Source organism: Propioniciclava sp. LT294 (genome assembly GCF_059516005.1).
In genome coordinates this window covers 12388-32377 of sequence record NZ_JCAKNG010000010.1, presented here as the reverse complement: position 1 = coordinate 32377, position 19990 = coordinate 12388, and the positions used below count along the sequence as shown (strand labels likewise).

Below are 19990 nucleotides of genomic sequence, written 5' to 3'. Positions count from 1 at the left end.
CCGCTGACATGCCGCGGCAGGACGCGGCAGACACGCAAGGGAGGGTGTCACATGTCCCCATTGAGCCGTCGTACTTTGCTGTTCGGCACCGGCGCCGTCGCGCTGGTCGCCGCCACTGGCTGCAGCACCGGTGGATCGGGTGGAGGGGGAGCGGCTCAGGCCCCTTCGACCACGGTGCGGGTCACCTTGGCCAACCACGTGTGGACCGAGAACGTGAAGAAGGCGATCCCCGAGTTCGAGAAGGCCACGGGCCTGAAGGTGGAGATCACCCAGCTCGCGGAGGACCAGCTGTCCGACCAGTACAACGTCAAGCTCAACGCCGGCACGTCCGAGATCGACGTGATGATGTACCGGCCGCTGCAGGAGGGGCGCCTGTTCGCCCAGAACAAGTACCTCGCCGACCTGACCCAGCAGGCCAAGGGCGACTCCGCCTGGAACCTGGCCGACTTCCAGGCGAGCCCGCTGTCGGCGACCACCTACCAGGACAAGGTCGTCGGCGTCCCGATCATCACCGAGCGCGAGGTCCTCTACTACCGCAAGGACATCCTGGACAAGCTCGGCATCAGCGTCCCCAAGACCCTGGACGAGCTCGAGGCCGCGGCCAAGAAGATCAAGGAGTCCGAGGGCATCGCGGGCTTCGTGGCGCGCACGGGCAAGAGCCCGGCCGTCACGCAGTTCTCCAGCTTCCTCTTCTCCTCCGGTGGCGACTTCGTGGACGCCGCGGGCAAGGCCGCGGTGAACACGCCGGCCGCCAAGTCCGCCTACGAGCTGTACGGACGCCTCATCCGCGAGTACGGGCCGGCGAACGTCTCGACCGACATGAGCTGGCCGGAGGCCATGGCGGTGTTCACCCAGGGGCAGGCCGGTTTCTACACCGAGGCCGACTCGCTCTACAAGAACGCCACCGACCCGGCCAAGTCCAAGGTCTCGGACACGGTGGGCTTCGCACAGTTCCCGGCCGGCGCCGCCGGCTCGAAGCCGTACAACATCCCGTCGTGGGCCCTGGGCATCAACGACGCCTCGAAGAACCGGGAGAACGCCTGGAAGTTCGTGCAGTGGGCCACGAGCAAGGAGCAGGTGCTGGCCCAGCAGAAGTCCGGCATCCCGGGCGCACGCACGTCCGTCTGGGACAGCCCCGACGGGACCGGCAGCTACCCCAAGGACCTGGCGCAGGCCATCAGCGAGTCGGCCAAGGTGGGCGTCGACCACGACCGTCCGGTCGTGGCCCAGGTCGTGAAGGCGCGCGAGGCCGTGGGCCAGCCCATCGTCGACTCGATCACCGGCGGTGACGTCGCCGCGTCCGTCGAGAAGGCGCAGACCGCGTTCCAGGCGGTCCTGGACGGCGAGAAGAAGTAGTCGACACCAAGGGTGGAGGGACGCACCGCGTCCCTCCACCCTTCACCGCACGAGGAGGTGCACCGCCTTGTCCACGGTCGTCATCGGGGGCCCGCGCCCCCAGTCCGCGTTCTCCCGCTGGGCCAACCGGCACCGGCGCTGGCTGTTCGCCGGACCCGCCATGCTGTTCATCGTCCTGCTGATCGTCTTCCCGATCGTCTGGACCTTCTGGCTCAGCCTCACCGACGCCTCGGGCTCGGTGCGGGCCGAGGCCTCCTTCATCGGCCTGGACAACTACGCCCAGGTGCTCACCGACACCCAGCGGTTCTGGCCGGCCGTCGGGCGGACGGCCCTGTTCACCGGGGTCGTCCTGTTCTTCGAGATGCTGTTCGGCCTGGGCATCGCCCTGCTGCTGTGGCGTCCGTTCCGCGGTGAGAAGTGGGTGCGCGTCGCGATCCTGCTGCCGCTGGTGGCCACCCCCGTGGCCGTCGGCATGATGTGGCGGCTGATCTTCGACCCCAACATCGGCCCCATCAACAAGATCATCGGGCTCGTCGGCATCCCCCCGCAGCCGTGGCTCGCGGGTGAGGCGACGGCCCTGCCCACCACGATGTTCATGGACATCTGGCAGTGGACGCCGATGGTCGCCCTCATCATCCTCGCCGGCCTGACGTCGCTGTCGGACGAGCCCTTCGAGGCCGCCCGAGTGGACGGCGCCAGCTCCTGGCAGACGTTCCGCCACATCACGGCGCCCATGCTCCGGTCGACCCTCGTCGTGGCCCTGCTGTTGCGGGGCATCGATGCCCTGAAGACCTTCGACATCCTGCTCGCGGCGAAGGGCAAGGGTGGGGGGTCCTTCCACGAGGTGGAGACCCTGAACCTGTACGCGTACGGGCTGAGCTTCGACTACAACGAGTACGGCGCCAGCTCCACCGTGCTGATCCTGTTCTTCATGATCATCGTGGGCAGCATCTTCGTCCTGACCCGCAAGCGTGAGGAGGCGGCGCGGTGATCACCTCGCGTGGCTACAAGATCTTCCGCTTCAGCATGCTCGCCCTCGTGGTCGCCGTCCTGGTGCTGCCCATCGTCTGGATGGTGCTGGCGGCGCTCAAGACCAACGTCGACATCTACGACGCGTCCAAGACGATCATCTTCACGCCGACCTGGGAGAACTTCGCGAAGGTCTTCGCGCAGGGCAACTTCGGGGAGTACATCATCAACTCCGGCCTGATCGCGCTGGTGGCGACGGGCGCCTCGATGGTGCTCGGCGTCCCGGCGGCCTTCGCGATGTCGCGGTTCGTGATGAACAAGTCGGCGCTGGTCGTGCTGATGGCGCGCGTCATCCCCGGGGTCTCGCTCCTGGTGCCGTGGTACTACCTGTTCAGCCAACTCCGCATGGTGGGCGGCTACGGGGTGCTGATCCTCTCGCACATGTTCGTCTCGCTGCCCCTGATCGTCTACATCATGATGGGCTTCTTCGACGGCCTGCCGGTCGAGCTCGAGGAATCCGGCGAGGTCGACGGCCTCACGCCCATCGGGTCGTTCTGGCACCTGATGCTGCCGCTGTCGACGCCGGGCATGGCGACGGCCGGGATCCTCAGCTTCATCTTCAGCTGGAACAACTTCATGTTCGCCCTGGTGCTGTCCGGCGCCAGGACCAAGACGCTGCCCGTCGCCATCTACGACTTCATCGGCTACGCCGCGATCGACTGGGGTGCGTTGATGGCGGCGTCCACGGTGGTGACCGTGCCGATCATGGTCATCGCGCTCTTCACGCAGAAGTACATCGTGTCCGGCCTGACCGCCGGCGCGACCAAGGGGTGACAGATGGAAACCATCACTCGGGTCGAGACCTTCCTGGTCCCGCCCCGCTGGCTCTTCGTGCGCATCGAGACCTCCGGGGGGCTCGTCGGCTGGGGTGAGGCCTCCTGCGAGGGCCGTTCCGAGACCGTGCGCACGGCCGTCCACCAGCTCGCCGAACACCTCGTGGGCGCGGACCCGTTCCGCATCGAGGACCACTGGCAGGTGCTGGCGAAGGGGTCCTTCTACCGGCACGGGATCATCCTGTCGTCCGCCGTGGCGGGCATCGACCAGGCGCTGTGGGACCTCCTGGGCAAGTCGCTGGGTGCGCCCGTCCACGTCCTGCTGGGCGGGCCGGTGCGCGACCGCGTCCGGGTGTACGCCTGGGTGGGCGGCGACGAGCCGGACGAGGTGGCCGACCAGGTCTCCGCCCAAGTGGAGGCGGGGATGACGGCGGTCAAGATGAACGCGTCCGGACGCATGTCGCCCCTCGCGACGCGAGCCGAGCTCGCGGGGGTGGAGCGCCGGGTGGCGGCCGCCCGGGACGTCCTGGGCGACGATCGGGACGTGGCCGTCGACCTCCATGGTCGCTTTGCGCTGGCGGACGCCCGCCGGGTGGCCCGGCTGCTGGAGCCCTACCACCCCTTCTTCATCGAGGAGCCGGTCATCCCCGAGAACAGCCACCTGCTGCGCCAGGTCGTGGAGAGCACGACCGTGCCGATCTCGACAGGCGAGCGCCTCTACAACCGGCAGGAGTTCCTCCCGGTCCTCCAGGCCGGTGTGGCCGTCGTGCAGCCCGACCTCGCCCACGCCGGGGGGATCTCGGAGGTCCGGCGCATCGCAGCCCTGGCCGAGGCCTACGACGCCCAGCTGGCGCCGCACTGCCCGCTGGGGCCGCTGGCGCTGGCGTCCAGCCTGCAGGTGGCGTTCGCCTCGCCCAACCACCTGATCCAGGAGCAGAGCATCGGTATCCACTACAACGTGGGCGCCGAGGTCCTGGACTACGTGGCCGACCTCGCGCCGCTGGCCTTCGTGGACGGGCACGTGGAGCGGCTCACGGGCCCGGGCCTGGGCATCGAGATCGACGAGGACGCCGTGCGTGAGGCCGACCGCCGTGGCCACGCGTGGCGGAACCCGGTGTGGCGGCACCCCAACGGCGCCTTCGCGGAGTGGTGACATGGACTTCCTCGCCCTGTTGACGACCCGCCGCGTGGTGGGCATCATCCGCGGTTCCTCCCCGGACGCCGCGGTGGCGGCCGGCCGCACCCTGGTGGAGGCGGGTGTGTCGCTCATCGAGGTCTCCCTGGTGACGCCGGGGGCGCTGGAGGCCATCGCGGAGTTGGCGCGCGTGCCCGGTTGCACGATCGGGGCCGGCACCGTGCTGACCGAACAGGACGCCGCGGCCGCAGCCGGGGCGGGGGCCCAGTTCCTCGTCACCCCGGCCATCGCCCCCGGGATCGCTGCGGGAGTCCGACTGGGACTGCCGGTGCTCGGCGGCGCCCAGACGGCATCCGAGGCCTGGCAGGCGATGGCCCTGGGCGCCGTGGCGGTGAAGCTCTTCCCGGCCTCGGTCGGCGGGCCGGCCTACCTCAAGGCCCTGCGTGACCCCTTGCCCACCCTCCCCTTCGTGCCCGTGGGTGGCGTCGACCTGGCCCGGGCTCGCGAGTACCTCCGCGTGGGTGCGGTCGCCGTCGGCGTCGGCGGCCCCCTGGTGGGGGACGCCGCGTCCGGGGGCTCGCTCGCCGCCCTGGCGGAGCGGGCGGCCGACTTCGCCGGCTTGGCCGAGGAGTTCGCATGACCGACCTGGTGACGTTCGGTGAGGCGTTGGTGTCCTTCCGGACACCGGCCGTCACGGCGGGGTGGCAGGCGTCCGCGCACGTGGCCGGCGCGGAGGCGAACGTCGCCATCGGACTGGCGCGGTGGGGGCACACCGTCCGTTGGGTGGGCCGGGTGAGCGACGACCGGCTGGGCCAGTGGGTGGTCGAGACCCTGCTGGAGGAGGGCGTGGACGCCTCGTTCGTCGTGCGCGACCCGCACCCGGCCGGTGCCATGGTGCTCGAGTCGCCCGCGGACCACCAGCGCCGGGTGACCTATCTCCGGCGAGGGTCGGCCGGCTCGCACCTCGCGCCCGAGGACGCCCTCGCCGCCCTGCCGGGCTGCGCGAGGGTGCACCTGACCGGCATCACCCCGGCGCTGTCGGCCTCGGCGGCAGAGACCTGCCTGGCGGTGGCCGAACGTGCCAGGGCAGAGGGGCTCCCGGTCTCGCTCGACGTCAACCATCGGCCGGCGCTGTGGTCGAGCGAGGACGCGCGGGTCGCGCTCCTCGCGTTGTTGCCGTTCGTCACGACCCTCATCGCGTCCGAGGACGAGCTGCCGATCGTCGCCGCGGGCAGTGAGGCGGACGCCGTGGCCCGCCTCCTGGCCGGGGGGGTCGAGGAGGTCCTCATCAAGCGGGGCGAGCACGGGGCGTCCCTCTTCACCACCGAGGGAACGGTGGACCTGCCCGCCAAGCCGGTGGAGGTCGTCGACGTGATCGGCGCAGGCGACGCCCTGTGCGCCGGCTACCTCTCGGGCCGCATCGACGGCCTGGACCCGGCGGAGGCGCTCGCCCGCGGCATCGACGTCGCGGCCGCCTGTGTGGCCGCACCGGGGGACTGGGAGGGGTTCCCCCGGCGGGGCCTCATGCACTGATGGCGGCCCCCGATGCGGGGATCCAGGGTCGCGTGCACTAGAATGAGCCACGCGATCCGCACAGTCTTGCCTCGGATCGCAGGTGATGCGGCTCATCGGAGCCGCTGGCCGCGCCGCACCGGTCACTCGGATCGGATCCAGCACGAGCGCGCCCGGGCGAGACGCCCAGAAAGAAGCAACGTGACTTCAGATTTCGCACGCCTCGGCGTGCCCAGCCCGCTCGTCCAGGTCCTGGCCGACCGCGGCATCCACACTCCCACCCCGATCCAGGCGGCCACGCTGCCCGACTCGCTGGCCGGACGCGACGTCCTCGGCCGCGGACGTACCGGGTCGGGCAAGACCTTCGCCTTCGCCCTCCCCGTGGTCGCGCGCCTGGCGGCGAACCGCCGGCGTCCGGCCAGCGGTCGCCCGCGCGCGCTCATCCTCGCCCCGACCCGCGAGCTCGCGGCGCAGATCGCCGAGTCCTTCGAGGGACTGGCCAAGGCGTCGGGCCTCTCCGTGCTCACCATCTTCGGTGGGGTGAACCAGAACCCGCAGGTCCGGACGCTCAAGATGGGCGTCGACGTCCTCGTCGCCACGCCCGGGCGCCTGCTCGACCTTCGCGACCAAGGCGCCCTGTCGCTCGACGCCGTCGAAGTGACCGTCATCGACGAGGCCGACCACATGAGCGACATGGGCTTCCTGCCCGGGGTCAAGAAGATCCTCGCCGCGACCCCCTCCCGCTCACAGCGTCTGCTCTTCTCGGCGACGCTCGACAACGCGGTGAACGTGCTCGTCAAGCAGTTCCTGCACGACCCGGTCGTCCACGAGGCCGACTCCGCCGAGTCGCCGGTCGCCACCATGGAGCACCACGTGCTCACGGTGACGGCTGCCGAGCGCACGGACGTCATCGCCGACCTCGCAGCCGCCCCCGGCCGGACGATCCTGTTCACCCGCACCAAGCACGGGGCCAAGAAGCTCGCCAAGCAGCTCAACGGCCGAGGGATCCCCGCGGTCGACCTGCACGGCAACCTCTCCCAGAACGCCCGGGTGCGCAACCTCGAGGCGTTCGACTCCGGCCGCGTCGAGACCCTCGTCGCGACCGACATCGCCGCCCGTGGCATCCACGTCGACGACGTGGCGCTGGTCGTCCACGCCGATCCGCCCACCGAGCACAAGGCGTACCTGCACCGCTCGGGTCGCACCGCGCGGGCCGGGTCGTCGGGCACGGTCGTCACCATCGCCACGCCGGAGCAGCGCTCCGACGTCCAGGGGCTGATGCGCGCGGCCAAGATCAAGCCGACGGTCACGTCGGCATCCGACCAGGTCCTGCGCGACCTGGCCCCGGGGGAGCGTCGCGTGCTGTCCGCCGAGGAGGTCGCAGCCCGCACACCCGTGTCCGCCGAGCCCACGCCGCCGCAGCACGGGTCGGGTCGCGGGCGTCGTCCCGCCGGCGGGGGCCGCTCCGCCACCGGTTCCTCGCGCCAGTCGAACGGTTCCTCGCGACAGGGCAATTCCCGTCCGGCCAACGGCACGGGGCGTCCGGCCCAGTCCGACGGACGCCCCGCGCGGGCCCCGCGCACAGCGTCCGGCGCCTCACCGGCGGGCTCGACCCGTGGTGCAGCCGCGTTCTCCGCGTCCGCCGGCCGCAGTGCGGGACGGCGTCGCGTGCGCTGACGCCCTCCGCCGCACGTCCCGGGACAATCCGCGCTCGATCCATCGAGCGCGGATTGTGCTGTCACGGGTGAGTTCGGCAGGGGCCCGACCGCGACGCCCACCCTGCGGCCTTCCCGCGCCTACGACGGGTCGTAGTGGAAGGATGGCGTGGGCAGCGAGGCCCAAGCACACGTGAAAGGCAGGACATGTCAAAGGTGACGTTCTTCCGCGGGGAGCAACTCCCGCTGGAAATGCACAAGGTGCGCATCATCCAGAAGCTCACGCTGTTGCCCGTGGAGCAACGGCTCGAAGCGATCCGGGGTGCGGGCCACAACACGTTCCTCCTGCAGAACTCCGACGTGTTCCTCGACATGCTGACCGACTCCGGCGTCAACGCGATGAGCCAGGAGCAGCAGGCGGCCATGTTCCGCGCGGACGACGCCTATGCCGGATCGGCGACCTACACACGCCTGTACGACAAGCTCGTCGAGATGTTCGGCATGGAGTACTTCCTGCCCGCCCACCAGGGCCGCGCGGCGGAGAACATCATCGGACTGGTCTTGGTGCGTCCGGGCACCGCGGTGGCGATGAACTACCACTTCACCACCTCGAAGCAGCACGTCGTCGTGCACGGCGCCGAGGTGTTGGAGCTGATCCATCCCGACGGCTTGAAGGTCACGTCCGACCATCCGTTCAAGGGCAACATGGACACGGACGCCCTGCGCGCCGTCATCGCCGAGCGCGGCGCCGAAGGCCTGAGCTTCGTCCGCATGGAAGCCGGCACCAACCTCATCGGCGGCCAGCCGTTCTCGCTGGACAACCTGACCGAGGTTTCCCGGATCTGCCGCGAGCACGGCATCCCGTTGGTGCTGGATGCCTCGCTCCTGGCCGACAACCTCTACTTCATGAAGATCCGCGACCCGCGGTGCCTGGACCTGGAGATCTCCGACATCGTCCACGCGATGGCGGACCTGTGCGACATCATCTACTTCTCCGCCCGCAAGCTCGGGTTCGGACGCGGCGGCGGCATCTGCATCCGCGACGAGGACATGTACAAGCGGATGCGCGGCTTCGTGCCGATGTTCGAGGGCTTCCTCACCTATGGCGGCATGTCCGTGCGCGAGATGGAGGCCATCACCGTCGGGCTCGACGAGACGCTCGACTTCGACATGATCAACCAGGGCCCGCAGTTCATCGACTACATGGTCAACGAGCTGGATCGTCGGGGTGTCCCGGTGATCACCCCGCCCGGCGGGCTCGGTGCGCACGTGGACGCGATGCGGTTCCTGGACCACGTCGAGCAGCGGCAGTACCCGGCCGCCGCGCTGGCGAGCGCGGTGTACCTGGCCGCGGGCGTCCGGGGCATGGAGCGCGGCACCATGTCGGAGGCCCGCGACATCAACACCGGCGAGGAGCCGCTGGCGCACATGGAACTCGTCCGCCTGGCCCTGCCGCGCCGCGTGTTCACGCTCTCGCAGGTCAACTACGCGATCGACCGCATCGACTGGCTGTACCAGAACCGGCACCTCATCGGTGGCATGCGCTGGGTGGAGGAGCCGGAGATCCTGCGGTTCTTCTACGGACGTCTCGAGCCCATCGGCGACTGGACCACGAAGCTCGTCGAGCAGTTCCGCGCGGACTTCGGCGACAGCTTGTGAGTCCGGGGGGAGCAGATCCCGTGATCAGGCGGTCCGCGGCGCGTACATGATGACGGCCACGCCGGCCAGGCACACCAGCGCACCGATGACGTCGTAGCGGTCGGGGCGGAAGCCGTCGACGGCCACGCCCCAGAGCAGCGAGCCCGCGACGAAGACGCCGCCGTACGCGGCGAGGATCCGGCCGAAGTTGGCGTCCGGTTGGAGGGTCGCGACGAAGCCGTAGAGGCCGAGCGCGACCACACCGGCGCCGATCCACAGCCAGCCGCGGTGCTCCCGGACGCCCTGCCACACCAGCCAGGCGCCGCCGATCTCGGCGAGGGCGGCGGCCATGAAGAGGATGATCGAACGCAGGGTGTCCATGCGCCCAGTTTCACAGGGAGGCCCGGAATACCGAACACCGTGACATAGTTGAGTCAGGTGAACTCAACTTTGATTCTCCACAGGAGGCACCCCGCATGGACACCGCGAAACTGACCACCAAGAGCCGGGACGCCGTCACCGCCGCCCTGCGCAACGCGCTCACGTCCGGCAACCCCAACGCGGAGCCGAGTCACCTCCTGCACGCGCTGCTGATGGTGCCGGACAACACCGTCGGTGCTCTGCTGCAGGCCGTCGGCGCAGACCCCGACCAGATCGACCGGGCCGCCCAGACGGCCATCAAGAAGCTGCCGAGTTCGACCGGCAGCTCGGTGCAGCAGCCGCAGCTCTCGGGCGCGTTCGCGCGCGTGCTGGCGGAGGCCGAGACCCGCGCCGAGCAGATGGGCGACGAGTTCGTCGCGACCGAGCACCTGCTGATCGGCCTGGCGGCGGTGGCGTCCGATGCGCAGCCCGTGTTGCGCAGCGCCGGCATCACACCCGAGAAGCTCACCGAGGCGTTCAACGCGGGCCGCGGTGGCAAGCGGGTGACCTCGGCAGAATCCGAGGGTGGCGAGTCGGCGCTGGACAAGTACTCCGTCGACCTGACCGAGAGGGCCCGTGAGGGCAAGCTCGACCCGGTCATCGGACGTGACCAGGAGATCCGTCGCGTGGTGCAGGTGCTGAGCCGTCGCACCAAGAACAACCCCGTCCTGATCGGTGAGCCGGGCGTCGGCAAGACCGCCGTCGTCGAGGGCCTCGCGCAGCGTGTCGTCGCGGGGGACGTACCGGACAGCCTGAAGGGGCGTCGCGTCGTCTCGCTCGACCTCGCCTCGATGGTGGCGGGGGCCAAGTACCGCGGCGAGTTCGAGGAGCGGCTCAAGGCCGTCCTGAACGAGATCAAGGAGTCGGAGGGGCAGGTCGTCACGTTCATCGACGAGCTGCACACCGTCGTCGGCGCGGGGGCGTCCGGCGAGGGCGCCATGGACGCCGGCAACATGCTCAAGCCCATGCTGGCGCGCGGCGAGCTGCGCATGATCGGCGCCACCACGCTCGACGAGTACCGCGAGCGCATCGAGAAGGACCCGGCGCTGGAGCGTCGTTTCCAGCAGGTGTTCGTGGGGGAGCCCTCCGTCGAGGACACCATCGCCATCCTGCGGGGTCTGCGGGAGCGGTACGAGGCCCATCACAAGGTCCGCATCACGGACGGCGCCCTGGTCGCCGCCGCGCAGCTCTCGAACCGGTACATCACCAGCCGTCAGCTTCCCGACAAGGCGATCGACCTGATCGATGAGTCGGCGTCCCGCCTGCGCATGGAGATCGACTCCAGCCCCGAGGAGATCGACGCCCTGCGCCGCACCATCGACCGCATGACGATGGAGCAGTTCGCGCTCGAGAAGGAGCAGGACGCCGCGAGCAGCGAGCGCCGCGAGCGGCTGGCGTCCGAGTTGGCGGACGCGCAGGAGACCCTGCGCGGCCTGGAGGCGCGGTGGGAGGCCGAGAAGCAGGGCCTCAACCGGGTGGGTGACATCAAGTCCGAGATCGACCGCCTGCGCGCGGAGGCCGATCGTGCCCAGCGTGATGGGGACCTGACGCGGGCCTCCGAGATCCTCTACGGACGGATCCCGCAGCTGGAGGCCGAACTGGGGCGCGCGTCCGAGGAGGACGCCAACCGGACGCCCATGGTCGCCGAGGAGGTGTCGGCCAACGACATCGCTGAGGTCGTCAGCGCGTGGACCGGCATCCCGGTCGGCAAGATGCTGCAGGGCGACGCCGAGAAGCTCCTGACGATGGAGGCCCACCTGGGTCAGCGCCTGGTCGGCCAGGAGCAGGCGGTCGCGGCCGTCTCGGACGCCGTCCGCCGCTCGCGCGCGGGCATCTCGGATCCGAACCGTCCGACCGGGTCGTTCCTGTTCCTCGGGCCGACGGGCGTCGGCAAGACCGAGCTGGCCAAGTCGCTCGCGGACTTCCTGTTCGACGACGAGCGCGCCATGGTCCGCATCGACATGAGCGAGTACGGCGAGAAGCACACCGTCTCCCGTCTCGTCGGTGCCCCTCCGGGCTACGTGGGCTACGAGGAGGGCGGCCAGCTCACCGAGGCCGTGCGCCGGCGTCCGTACTCGGTCGTGCTGCTGGACGAGGTCGAGAAGGCTCACCCGGACGTCTTCAACATCCTGCTGCAGGTGCTCGATGACGGGCGGCTCACCGATGGCCAGGGCCGCACGGTGGACTTCCGCAACGTGATCCTGATCATGACCTCGAACCTCGGTTCGCAGTTCCTGGCTGATCCGAACCTGAGTGCCGAGACCAAGAACGAGGCCGTGATGGGCGTCGTCCGACAGGCGTTCAAGCCCGAGTTCCTCAACCGGTTGGACGACGTGGTCATGTTCCAGCCGCTGACGCAGGACGACCTGTCCCACATCGTCGGCATCCAGCTGGCGCGGGTGGCCTCCCGCCTGACCGATCGTCGGATCACCCTCGAGGTCACCGACGCCGGCAAGCAGTGGCTCGCCTCGACCGGCTTCGACCCGGTCTACGGTGCGCGTCCGCTCAAGCGGCTGATCCAGACGACCATCGAAGACGCCCTCGCACGCCGCATGCTGGCCGGGGACCTGCATGACGGCCAGACGGTCACCTTCGACGTGAGCGAGGACCGCTCGGGCCTGGTGGTCTCCGTCTGACGCCATGGCGCCGAGAGGTGCGGCTCCGTTCACTGGCCTGCAGCCGACGCGTCCCGGCGCGTGGGCTGCAGGCCGCGGACGGCGCGCGTGGAGGACGGCTCGTGCATTCGGGAACCATTCCTGTCCACCGGGCCGCTGGGCACGGATCTGCCGCTGAGCGCTCGACGCTCACGGAAGGGCGCAGTACGCGCGCGTCAGTCCTGGATGACGACCGCCTGTGCGGTGACCCGGTCGATCCGGCCGAAGTTGTAGTACGCGGCGCAGGCGCCCTCGGGCGAGACCATGCAGGTGCCGATGGGGGTCGCCGGGGTGCACGCGGTACCGAACACCCGGCACTCCCAGGGCTTGATGCGTCCCGTCAGCACCGAGCCGCACTCGCAGGCGGGGGGATCGGGCACGCGGACGCCGGGCACGGCGAACTTCCGCTCGGCGTCCCAGGCGGCGTAGGCGTCCGCAATGCCCAGACCGGAGCGCTCGATCCAGCCAAGGCCGCGCCACTCGAAGGTGTCCCGCACGGTGAAGACCCGCGCCAGCAGCGCGAGCGCCGCCGGGTTGCCCTCGGGACGCACCACCCGCGCGTACTGGTTGCCGACCGAGGCCTCGCCCCGGGCGACGGCGCCCGACGTGAACTGGTCGAGCAGCATGGCCACCGCCTGGAGGATGTCCAGCGGCTCGAAGCCCGTCACCACCACGGGCAGGTTGTACTCGCGCGGGAGGAACTCGAACGCCCGCGTGCCGACGACCGTGGCGACGTGCCCCGGCCCGATGAACGCGTCGACGCGGGTCTCGCCGCCGTTCACGATCGCGCGCAGCGGAGGCTCGATCGTGACGTGGTTGCTGAACACGCTGAAGTTCGCCACGCCCTCGGCGCGGGCCCGCTCGAGCGTCACCGCAGTCGACGGTGCGGTCGTCTCGAAACCGACCGCGAAGAACACCACCTCGCGGTCGGGGTTGTCGCGCGCGACCTGGAGGGCGTCGAGGGGGGAGTACACGAACCGGACGTCCGCGCCCTGCGCCCGGGCTTCGAGCAGCGAGTCGTGCGACCCCGGGACGCGCATCATGTCGCCGAACGTCGTGAGCACCACGCCGGGCTGGCGCGCAAGCCACAGGGCGTCGTCCACGCGGCCCATCGGGATGACGCAGACCGGGCAACCCGGCCCATGGATCAGCTCGATGGTCTCGGGCAGCAGGTGCTCCAAGCCGTGCCGGTAGATCGTGTGGGTGTGCCCTCCGCACACCTCCATGACGGCAATCGGACGCCCCAGGCGTCCGGCCTGTTCGTGGATGCGCCGGACCAGCACGCGGGCGGCGTCCGGGTCGCGGAACTCGTCGACGTACCTCACGATGTCGCCGTCGTGGAGAAGGACTGGAGCTCCTCGTCGAAGGTGCCCAGCCTGCGGATCTGGTCCAGGGTCGCGGCCGCCTCGTCGGCGTCGATCCGCGACAGCGCGAACCCCACGTGCACGAGCACCCAGTCACCGACGGTCACGGGCTCGTCAAGGAGCAGGTCGGTCGACACCACGCGCTCGACACCGCTGATCGCGACCCGGGCGCGCGGGACCGCCGGGTCCGCGATCTCGACAACCTCAGCGGGGACGCCCAAGCACATGGTCGACTCCTTCGTCGTGGGGCGAAACCATCGTAGCGCCGCGCGAGTGCGCCTATCATCGCGGCGTGGATCCCAAGAACCGGCTCAACGACGACGAGAGTCGCGTCAACGCAACCATCGCCCAGGTCCGGGCACGGCGTCCGCGCCTGCTTGACGAGCGCGTCACGCTCGCCCACGGCGCGGGCGGGAAGGCGTCGGCCGCTCTGGTCGACCAGATCTTCATCTCCGGCTACGGCAACGAGGTGCTCGCCGAACTGACCGACGCCGCCGTGGTCGACCTGCCGCCCCTCGGACAGGGGCGGCTCGCTGTCTCGACCGACAGCTATGTGGTCAGCCCGATCGAGTTCCCGGGAGGGTCCATCGGCGAGCTCGCGGTGAACGGGACGGTCAACGACCTCGCGGTGTCGGGGGCGGTCCCGCACGTTCTGTCGGCGGCGTTCGTGCTGGAGGAGGGGCTTGAAATGGCCGTGCTGCGGCGCGTCGTCGAGGCGATGCGCACGGCGGCGGACGCGGCGGGCGTGCGGATCGTCACCGGCGACACCAAGGTGGTGCCGCGCGGCGCGTGCGACCGGCTCTACATCACGACGACGGGCGTCGGGATCGTGCCGTCAGGCCGGGTCCTCGGCGCAGCACAGGTGCGACGCGGCGACCGGTTGTTGCTGTCCGGAGCCATCGGCGACCACGGCATGGCGGTCATGTTGGCCCGCGGCGACCTCGCGATCGACGCCCCGATCCGCAGCGACACGCGCTCGGTGCGCGGCCTGGTGGCGACGCTGCTCGACGCGGCCCCCGGGACGCGCTGGATGCGCGACGCCACCCGCGGCGGGCTCGGCACCGTGCTCAACGAGCTGGCGCGCGCGTCAGGTCTGGGGGTCGTGGTCGACGAGGAGCGCGTGCGGGTGCACGACATGACCCGTGCGGCCTGCGACATGCTCGGGATCGACCCCCTCTACGTGGCCAACGAGGGCACCTTCGTCGCCGTCGTACCCGCCGACGAGGCGGACGCCGCCCTGGCAGCCGTCCGGACACTGCCCGGCGGCGAGGAGGCGGAGCTCGTCGGGCGCATCGTGGCCGAGCTGGCGGCGTCCGTCGTCATGGTGACGGGCTTCGGCGGGACGCGGATGGTCGACATGCTCGTCGGCGACCCGCTGCCGCGGATCTGCTGACCCGGATCTGCTGCGGCGGATCAGCCGATCAGGCGAGGCGTCCCGCCCAGGCCTGGCCGAGGCTGAGGCCGCCGTCGTTCGGCGGCACCGTGCGGTGGGTGAGCACCGTGAGTCCCCGCTGGTCGAGCAGCCGGACGAGGTGTCCGGTGAACAGGCGGTTCATCGCCACGCCCCCGGTGATGCCCACCGTCGAGGTGCCGGCGCGGGCGGCCTCGGCGCCCAGCACCTGCGCGAACGCGTCGGCCAGCCCCACGTGGAACCGCCACGCCCGCTCGCCGACCGACCGGGAGTCGTCGAGGAGGTCGCTGACCACCGCAGCGAGCCCCCCACCGCCTCCCCGTGTCCCCCCGGTCCCGGCATCGGGCGTCGAGGTGGCGCGCCGTGGTGAGCCGTGGGCCCAGGCCGCGGCCGTCCGCTCGAGCTCCATGGCCGCCTGCGCCTCGTAGGTCGCCTCCAGGCAGATCCCGAGCAGCGCGGACGCCGCATCGAACAGCCGTCCCGCCGACGAGGTCGCCACAACCCCCACCCCCGATGCCAGCTGGGAGTCGACCAGCCGCAACTCCGCCGGCGGGGCCAACCGCACCGCGGGCGTCGGGTCGATGTCCAGCGCCCAGGCGGCAGCGAGGCCGCGCGCCACGCGCCACGGGTGCCGCACCGCGCGGTCCCCGCCGGCCAGGCCGAATGTGGGCACGTGCCAGGTGCGTTCCCAGCCGTCGGGGCCCACGCGCAGCACCTCGCCGCCCCAGATCGTGCCGTCCGTGCCGTAGCCGGTGCCGTCCAGGGCGGCGACGACGGCCGTCCCCGTGAACCCGTGCTCGACGAGCAGCGACAGCGCGTGCGCGTGGTGGTGCTGGACGCCCACGAGCGTGACGTCCGGGTGGGCGTCCGCGTAGCGCTCCGCCCAGGCGGTCGTCGCGTAGCCGGGGTGCAGGTCGCACGCGACGACCTCGGGGGTGACCCGGTGGATGCCCACCAGTTGCGCCACGGACGCCTCGAAGGCGCGCTGTGACGCGAGCGAGCCCATGTCGCCGAGGTGGGCCGACACGAACGCGAGGTCGCCGGTCGCGAGCGCGAAGGTGTTCTTGAGCTCGCCCCCGACGGCCAGCACCACCGGACCGTCCGCCGGCAGTACGACCGGCAGGGGCGCGTACCCCCGCGAGCGCCGCGAGGGCACGGTCACCTCACTGCCGAGGAACACCGAGTCCTCGACCGGGACGTGGATGCCCCGGTCGTGCAGCAGGAACGCGTCCGCGAGGCCGCCGAGCCGGACGAGCGCATCGGCGTTCGTGAAGCACAGCGGTTCCTCGGACAGGTTGCCGGATGTGGCCACGACCGCCAGCCCCGATTCGAGCAGCAGCGTGTGGATGGGCGTGTAGGGCAGCAGCAGGCCGACGTCCGCGAGACCGGGGGCCACGGAGTCCGCGAGATCGTAGGTGGACGCCATCGGTGCGATCACGATCGGGCGGGCCGGGGACGCCAGCAGTTCGGCCTGGGCGTCGGTAAGGGCGGCGAGCCGTCGGGCCTCGGCCAGGTCGCGCACCATCACCGCGAATGGCTTGCCCGAACGGCGCTTCCGCTCGCGCAGCCGCGCGACGGCGTCCGGGTCACGGGCGTCGCACATGAGGTGGAACCCGCCCAGCCCCTTCACCGCCAGCACCTCCCCCGCACGGAGCCGCGCCACCGCGTCCGCGAGGGCGGCGTCCTGCCGGGCGCGCCGGTCCCCGGCCGCCCGCGGCGGCTCGGCCGTGGCCCCGGCCGGCGCCAGCCAGAGTCGCGGCCCGCAGTCGTGGCAGCTGATCGGCTGCGCGTGGTAGCGGCGGTCGCCGAGGTCGGTGTACTCGGCCCGGCAGGCGTCGCACATCGGGAACTCCCGCATTGTCGTGGCGGGGCGGTCATAGGGCAGGTCCTCGATGATCGTCAGCCGCGGCCCGCAGTTGGTGCAGGTGGTGAAGGCGTAGCGGTGGCGCCGGTTGCCGGGGTCGGCCATATCGGTCAGGCAGTCGGGGCAGGTCGCGACGTCGGGCGGGACGAGCGTCCGAGCCCCCGGGGCGCGCCGGCTCCCGACGATCCGGAACCCCGCCTCGCCGTGCACCACCGGCAGGTCGCGGACCGCGGTCGAGATCACGCGGGCCAACGGGGGCAGCGTGGCGAGCAGGTCGGCGATGAAGGCGTCGAGGCCTGACGACTTCCCCTGCGCCTCGACGAACACCTGGAGGTCATCGTTCCCGACGAAACCGGTCACCGGGTGGCGCGCGGCCACGACGGCCACGTGCGGGCGGAAGCCGACGCCCTGCACGACACCCCGGAGCAGGTACTCCCTGCGGATCGCCACGGGGCGCACTGTAGTGAAGCGATGTCCCTGAGGGAAACGCTTGGCCCATCGGTGGGTGGGCTCGCCGGGTGGTGAGTGTGGTGGCCGGGGTCGGCGGAGGCGGGGGTGGGGTGGCCCTGTCGGGCTTCGGGCCCCGGTGTGGGGGTATCTGCCGCGGCGCCGCTAGTCTGGCGCGCGCCGGAACCACCGAGGGGACCCCCATGCACGAACTGGCGCTGTCGCGACAGGTTGCGCGCATCGTGTCGCGCGCCGCTGCCGGACGCCGCGTCGTGACGGTGCACGTCCTGGTCGGCCACCTGCGCCAGGTGGTGCCGGAGGCCTTCGACCACGCGTGGCACGCCACCGTGAGGCGGACCGACCTGGCCTCGGCTGAACTGGTGATCACTGCGGTCCCCGCCGTCGTCGCGTGCGACGCGTGCGGCGCCGAGACCGTCCTGGGCGCCGAACCCCGCTTCGACTGCGGCGCCTGCGGTGGCACCGCGACCCGGGTCGTGCGCGGCGAGGAGTTCCGGGTGTCCGCGATCGACGTCGACGACCTCCCGGACGCGGTAGCGTCCCCCCCGACGACCACCCAAGGAGGGTGACCATGGGACGCTTCCACCGCCATGACGACGGCACAGCCCACGAGCACGACCACGACGGCCCCGCCCACGAGCACCACCACCACGTCGACCCGGACCTGATCGGCGACCACTCGGGCTACGCGACCGGGCGCCAGCGGGTCGAGGTGCTCGAGGACATCTACGCCGAGAACGACCACCTGGCGGCGCACAACCGGGCCGCCCTCGACGCGGCGGGTGTCCGCGCCATCAACCTGATGAGCTCGCCTGGGTCGGGCAAGACGACGGTGCTGCAGCGCACGCTGGCCGCCCTGCAGGGTCGCCTGCGGGTCGGCGTCATCGAGGGGGACATCGAGACTCCTCTGGACGCCGAACGTCTGGCCGGGCTCGGGGCCCAGGTGAGCCTGCTGAACACGGGCAACGGCTTCGGCGGCGAGTGCCACCTGGACGCCCCCATGGTCGCGCGGGCACTCGCCGGGCTCGACCTGACGACGCTCGACCTCGTGCTCATCGAGAACGTCGGCAACCTCGTGTGCCCGGCGGAGTTCGATGTCGGCGAGCACGCCAAGGCGATGGTGTACGCGATCACGGAGGGCGAGGACAAGCCGCTCAAGTACCCCGTGATGTTTCGGGCGGTCGACGTCGTCGTCATCAACAAGCTCGACCTCGCCCCCTACCTCGACTTCGACATGGCGCTGTTCCGGCGCAACCTCGAGCAGGTGAACCCCGGGGTGACCACCTTCGAGGTGTCGGCCCGGACGGGCGAGGGGGTGGCGGCCTGGGTCGACTGGGTGGCCGCCGCGGCCGGCTGAACGAGACGATCGCGCGGCCTTCTCCGGGTTTCCCCTGACAAACCCCGACCCCGGGCAATACGATGCGACCACCCTGGGTGTGCGGCCTCCCGTTCGCCTTGGGTGGTGCGGCAACGACGCCGCGCATCCGGCACGGCATTGAGGCAGGCCACCATGACTTACGAGGTGAACGGTTGGCAGCCAGGTACGCTCGGGGAGAACCTCGCGCGTGCTGGGGTGAGTCGACGCGATTTCATGAAGTTCTGCGGCGGACTCGCCGCCATCTTCGCGGTCGGAACCCCCACGGTCGCCGCTGCGGAGCCCACCCCGGACGCCGTGCGCATCGCCGATGCGCTGGCGGCCGTGAAGAAGCCGAACGTGGTGTGGCTGCAGCTGCAGGAGTGCACCGGCTGTATGGAGTCCACCATCCGGTCGGGCGGCACGACGGTCGAGGACGTGGTGCTCAGCCTGCTCAGCGTCACCTACAACGAGCTCGTGATGGCGGCGGCGGGCGAGGCCGCCGAGAAGGCGCTCCACGACACCAACGCCGAGCCGCACATCCTCGTGGTCAACGGGTCGGTGCCCACCAAGGACGGCGGCATCTACTGCATGATCGGCGGGAAGACCGCCGAGCAGGTCCTGCGCGAGTCGGCCGAGAAGGCCACCGCCATCCTGGCCGTGGGCGCGTGCGCGGTGTACGGGTCGGTGCAGGCCGCCAGCCCGAACCCGACCGGCGCCGTCGGGGTCGACGAGATCATCAGGAACAAGCCCGTCATCAACGTGTCGGGGTGCCCGCCGATCGGTGAGGTCATCACGGCCACCATCGCCTACATCCTCACGCACAACGACCTCCCGAAGACGGACGCCGAGGGCCGCCCGCTGTTCGCCTACGGCCAGCGGATCCACGACAGCTGCCCGCGGCGGGCCCACTACGACGCGGGCCAGTACGTTCGCACCTTCGACGACGCCGGGGCGCGCGAGGGCTGGTGCCTCTATGACGTGGGATGCAAGGGCCCGAGCACGTTCAGCCCCTGCCCGATCGTGCAGTGGAACCTCAAGACCAGCTGGCCGATCGAGGCCGGGCACCCGTGCATCGGCTGCACGGAGAAGCACTTCTTCGACCGGTTCACCCCCTTCTACAGCCGCCTGCCCCTGGTGCCGGGGCTCGGCGTCGAGGCGACCGCCGAGAAGGTGGGCTGGGGCCTGCTGGGCGCGGTGTCGGCCGGCGTTGCCGTGCACGCGGGCATCACCGGAGCCCGCCAGCTTGCCGAGCGACGGGCGGCCGAGACCACCCAGCCGCTGTCGGCGTTCGGCGAGGCCCCACCACCGGCCCCAGAAGAGACAACCACCACCGAGACTGGACCGAAGGGGGAGTGAC

17 protein-coding genes are annotated in these 19990 nt (G+C 70.9%); 13 read left to right on the top strand and 4 right to left on the bottom strand.

The annotated features are described in order from the left end of the window. The first annotated feature begins 51 nt into the window (after nucleotides 1–51). The 8 genes from AC5YDA_RS12345 (at nucleotide 52) to AC5YDA_RS12310 (ending at nucleotide 9119) form a co-directional block, all read left to right on the top strand. Nucleotides 52–1356, top strand: a complete 1305-nt coding sequence (locus tag AC5YDA_RS12345; protein WP_496189311.1) for an ABC transporter substrate-binding protein — start codon at nucleotides 52–54, stop codon at nucleotides 1354–1356. A 67-nt stretch (nucleotides 1357–1423) separates the two neighbouring features. Beyond that, nucleotides 1424–2347 carry a carbohydrate ABC transporter permease gene (locus AC5YDA_RS12340; protein ID WP_496189312.1) on the top strand — a complete coding sequence of 308 codons (924 nt, stop codon included), beginning with the start codon at nucleotides 1424–1426 and terminating at the stop codon, nucleotides 2345–2347. Next, nucleotides 2344–3159, top strand: a complete 816-nt coding sequence (locus AC5YDA_RS12335; protein WP_496189313.1) for a carbohydrate ABC transporter permease — start codon at nucleotides 2344–2346, stop codon at nucleotides 3157–3159. The genes AC5YDA_RS12340 and AC5YDA_RS12335 overlap by 4 nt, the downstream gene beginning before the upstream one ends. 3 nt (nucleotides 3160–3162) lie before the next feature. Further along, a complete protein-coding gene (gene dgoD / locus AC5YDA_RS12330; RefSeq protein WP_496189314.1) occupies nucleotides 3163–4311 on the top strand; it encodes a galactonate dehydratase in 1149 nt (382 codons plus the stop codon). Nucleotide 4312: 1 nt separating this feature from the next. After that, a complete protein-coding gene (locus tag AC5YDA_RS12325) occupies nucleotides 4313–4933 on the top strand; it encodes a bifunctional 4-hydroxy-2-oxoglutarate aldolase/2-dehydro-3-deoxy-phosphogluconate aldolase (RefSeq protein WP_496189315.1) in 621 nt (206 codons plus the stop codon). After that, complete coding sequence (locus tag AC5YDA_RS12320; protein ID WP_496189316.1) at nucleotides 4930–5826, top strand: sugar kinase; 897 nt, start codon at nucleotides 4930–4932, stop codon at nucleotides 5824–5826. The genes AC5YDA_RS12325 and AC5YDA_RS12320 overlap by 4 nt, the downstream gene beginning before the upstream one ends. A 180-nt stretch (nucleotides 5827–6006) precedes the next feature. Further along, entirely contained in the window at nucleotides 6007–7482 is a 1476-nt protein-coding gene (locus AC5YDA_RS12315) for a DEAD/DEAH box helicase (protein ID WP_496189317.1), read from the top strand. A gap of 185 nt (nucleotides 7483–7667) precedes the next feature. After that, on the top strand, nucleotides 7668–9119 hold the full coding sequence (locus AC5YDA_RS12310; RefSeq protein WP_496189318.1) for a tryptophanase: 1452 nt from the start codon (nucleotides 7668–7670) through the stop codon (nucleotides 9117–9119). A 24-nt stretch (nucleotides 9120–9143) separates the two neighbouring features. On the opposite strand, the gene AC5YDA_RS12305 is transcribed toward AC5YDA_RS12310, so the two are convergent. Further along, on the bottom strand, nucleotides 9144–9479 hold the full coding sequence (locus AC5YDA_RS12305; protein WP_496189319.1) for a YnfA family protein: 336 nt from the start codon (nucleotides 9477–9479) through the stop codon (nucleotides 9144–9146). Nucleotides 9480–9574: 95 nt separating this feature from the next. On the opposite strand from AC5YDA_RS12305, the gene clpB reads away from it, so the two are divergent. Then, entirely contained in the window at nucleotides 9575–12154 is a 2580-nt protein-coding gene (gene clpB / locus AC5YDA_RS12300; protein WP_496189320.1) for an ATP-dependent chaperone ClpB, read from the top strand. A 194-nt stretch (nucleotides 12155–12348) separates the two neighbouring features. Here the strand turns inward: clpB and hypD are convergent, their stop codons facing one another. After that, nucleotides 12349–13497 carry a hydrogenase formation protein HypD gene (gene hypD, locus AC5YDA_RS12295; protein ID WP_496189321.1) on the bottom strand — a complete coding sequence of 383 codons (1149 nt, stop codon included), beginning with the start codon at nucleotides 13495–13497 and terminating at the stop codon, nucleotides 12349–12351. Beyond that, nucleotides 13494–13763 (bottom strand): HypC/HybG/HupF family hydrogenase formation chaperone, encoded by a 270-nt coding sequence (locus tag AC5YDA_RS12290; protein WP_496189322.1) that lies wholly within the window; start codon nucleotides 13761–13763, stop codon nucleotides 13494–13496. Before AC5YDA_RS12290 ends, hypD begins: the two co-directional genes overlap by 4 nt. Nucleotides 13764–13828: 65 nt before the next feature. Here AC5YDA_RS12290 and hypE point away from each other — a divergent pair, with 65 nt between their 5' ends. Beyond that, nucleotides 13829–14929 (top strand): hydrogenase expression/formation protein HypE, encoded by a 1101-nt coding sequence (gene hypE, locus AC5YDA_RS12285; RefSeq protein ID WP_496189323.1) that lies wholly within the window; start codon nucleotides 13829–13831, stop codon nucleotides 14927–14929. 28 nt (nucleotides 14930–14957) lie between these two features. Here hypE and hypF read toward each other — a convergent pair whose 3' ends face one another. Continuing rightward, nucleotides 14958–17261 carry a carbamoyltransferase HypF gene (gene hypF, locus AC5YDA_RS12280; protein ID WP_496193037.1) on the bottom strand — a complete coding sequence of 768 codons (2304 nt, stop codon included), beginning with the start codon at nucleotides 17259–17261 and terminating at the stop codon, nucleotides 14958–14960. Nucleotides 17262–17461: 200 nt separating this feature from the next. Here hypF and AC5YDA_RS12275 point away from each other — a divergent pair, with 200 nt between their 5' ends. From AC5YDA_RS12275 to AC5YDA_RS12265, 3 genes are all read left to right on the top strand, one after another. After that, on the top strand, nucleotides 17462–17845 hold the full coding sequence (locus AC5YDA_RS12275) for a hydrogenase maturation nickel metallochaperone HypA/HybF (RefSeq protein WP_496189325.1): 384 nt from the start codon (nucleotides 17462–17464) through the stop codon (nucleotides 17843–17845). Between the two features lie 2 nt (nucleotides 17846–17847). Next, complete coding sequence (hypB, locus tag AC5YDA_RS12270; protein ID WP_496189326.1) at nucleotides 17848–18633, top strand: hydrogenase nickel incorporation protein HypB; 786 nt, start codon at nucleotides 17848–17850, stop codon at nucleotides 18631–18633. A gap of 153 nt (nucleotides 18634–18786) precedes the next feature. Continuing rightward, nucleotides 18787–19989 carry a hydrogenase small subunit gene (locus AC5YDA_RS12265; protein ID WP_496189327.1) on the top strand — a complete coding sequence of 401 codons (1203 nt, stop codon included), beginning with the start codon at nucleotides 18787–18789 and terminating at the stop codon, nucleotides 19987–19989. The last annotated feature ends 1 nt before the right edge of the window (nucleotide 19990 follow it).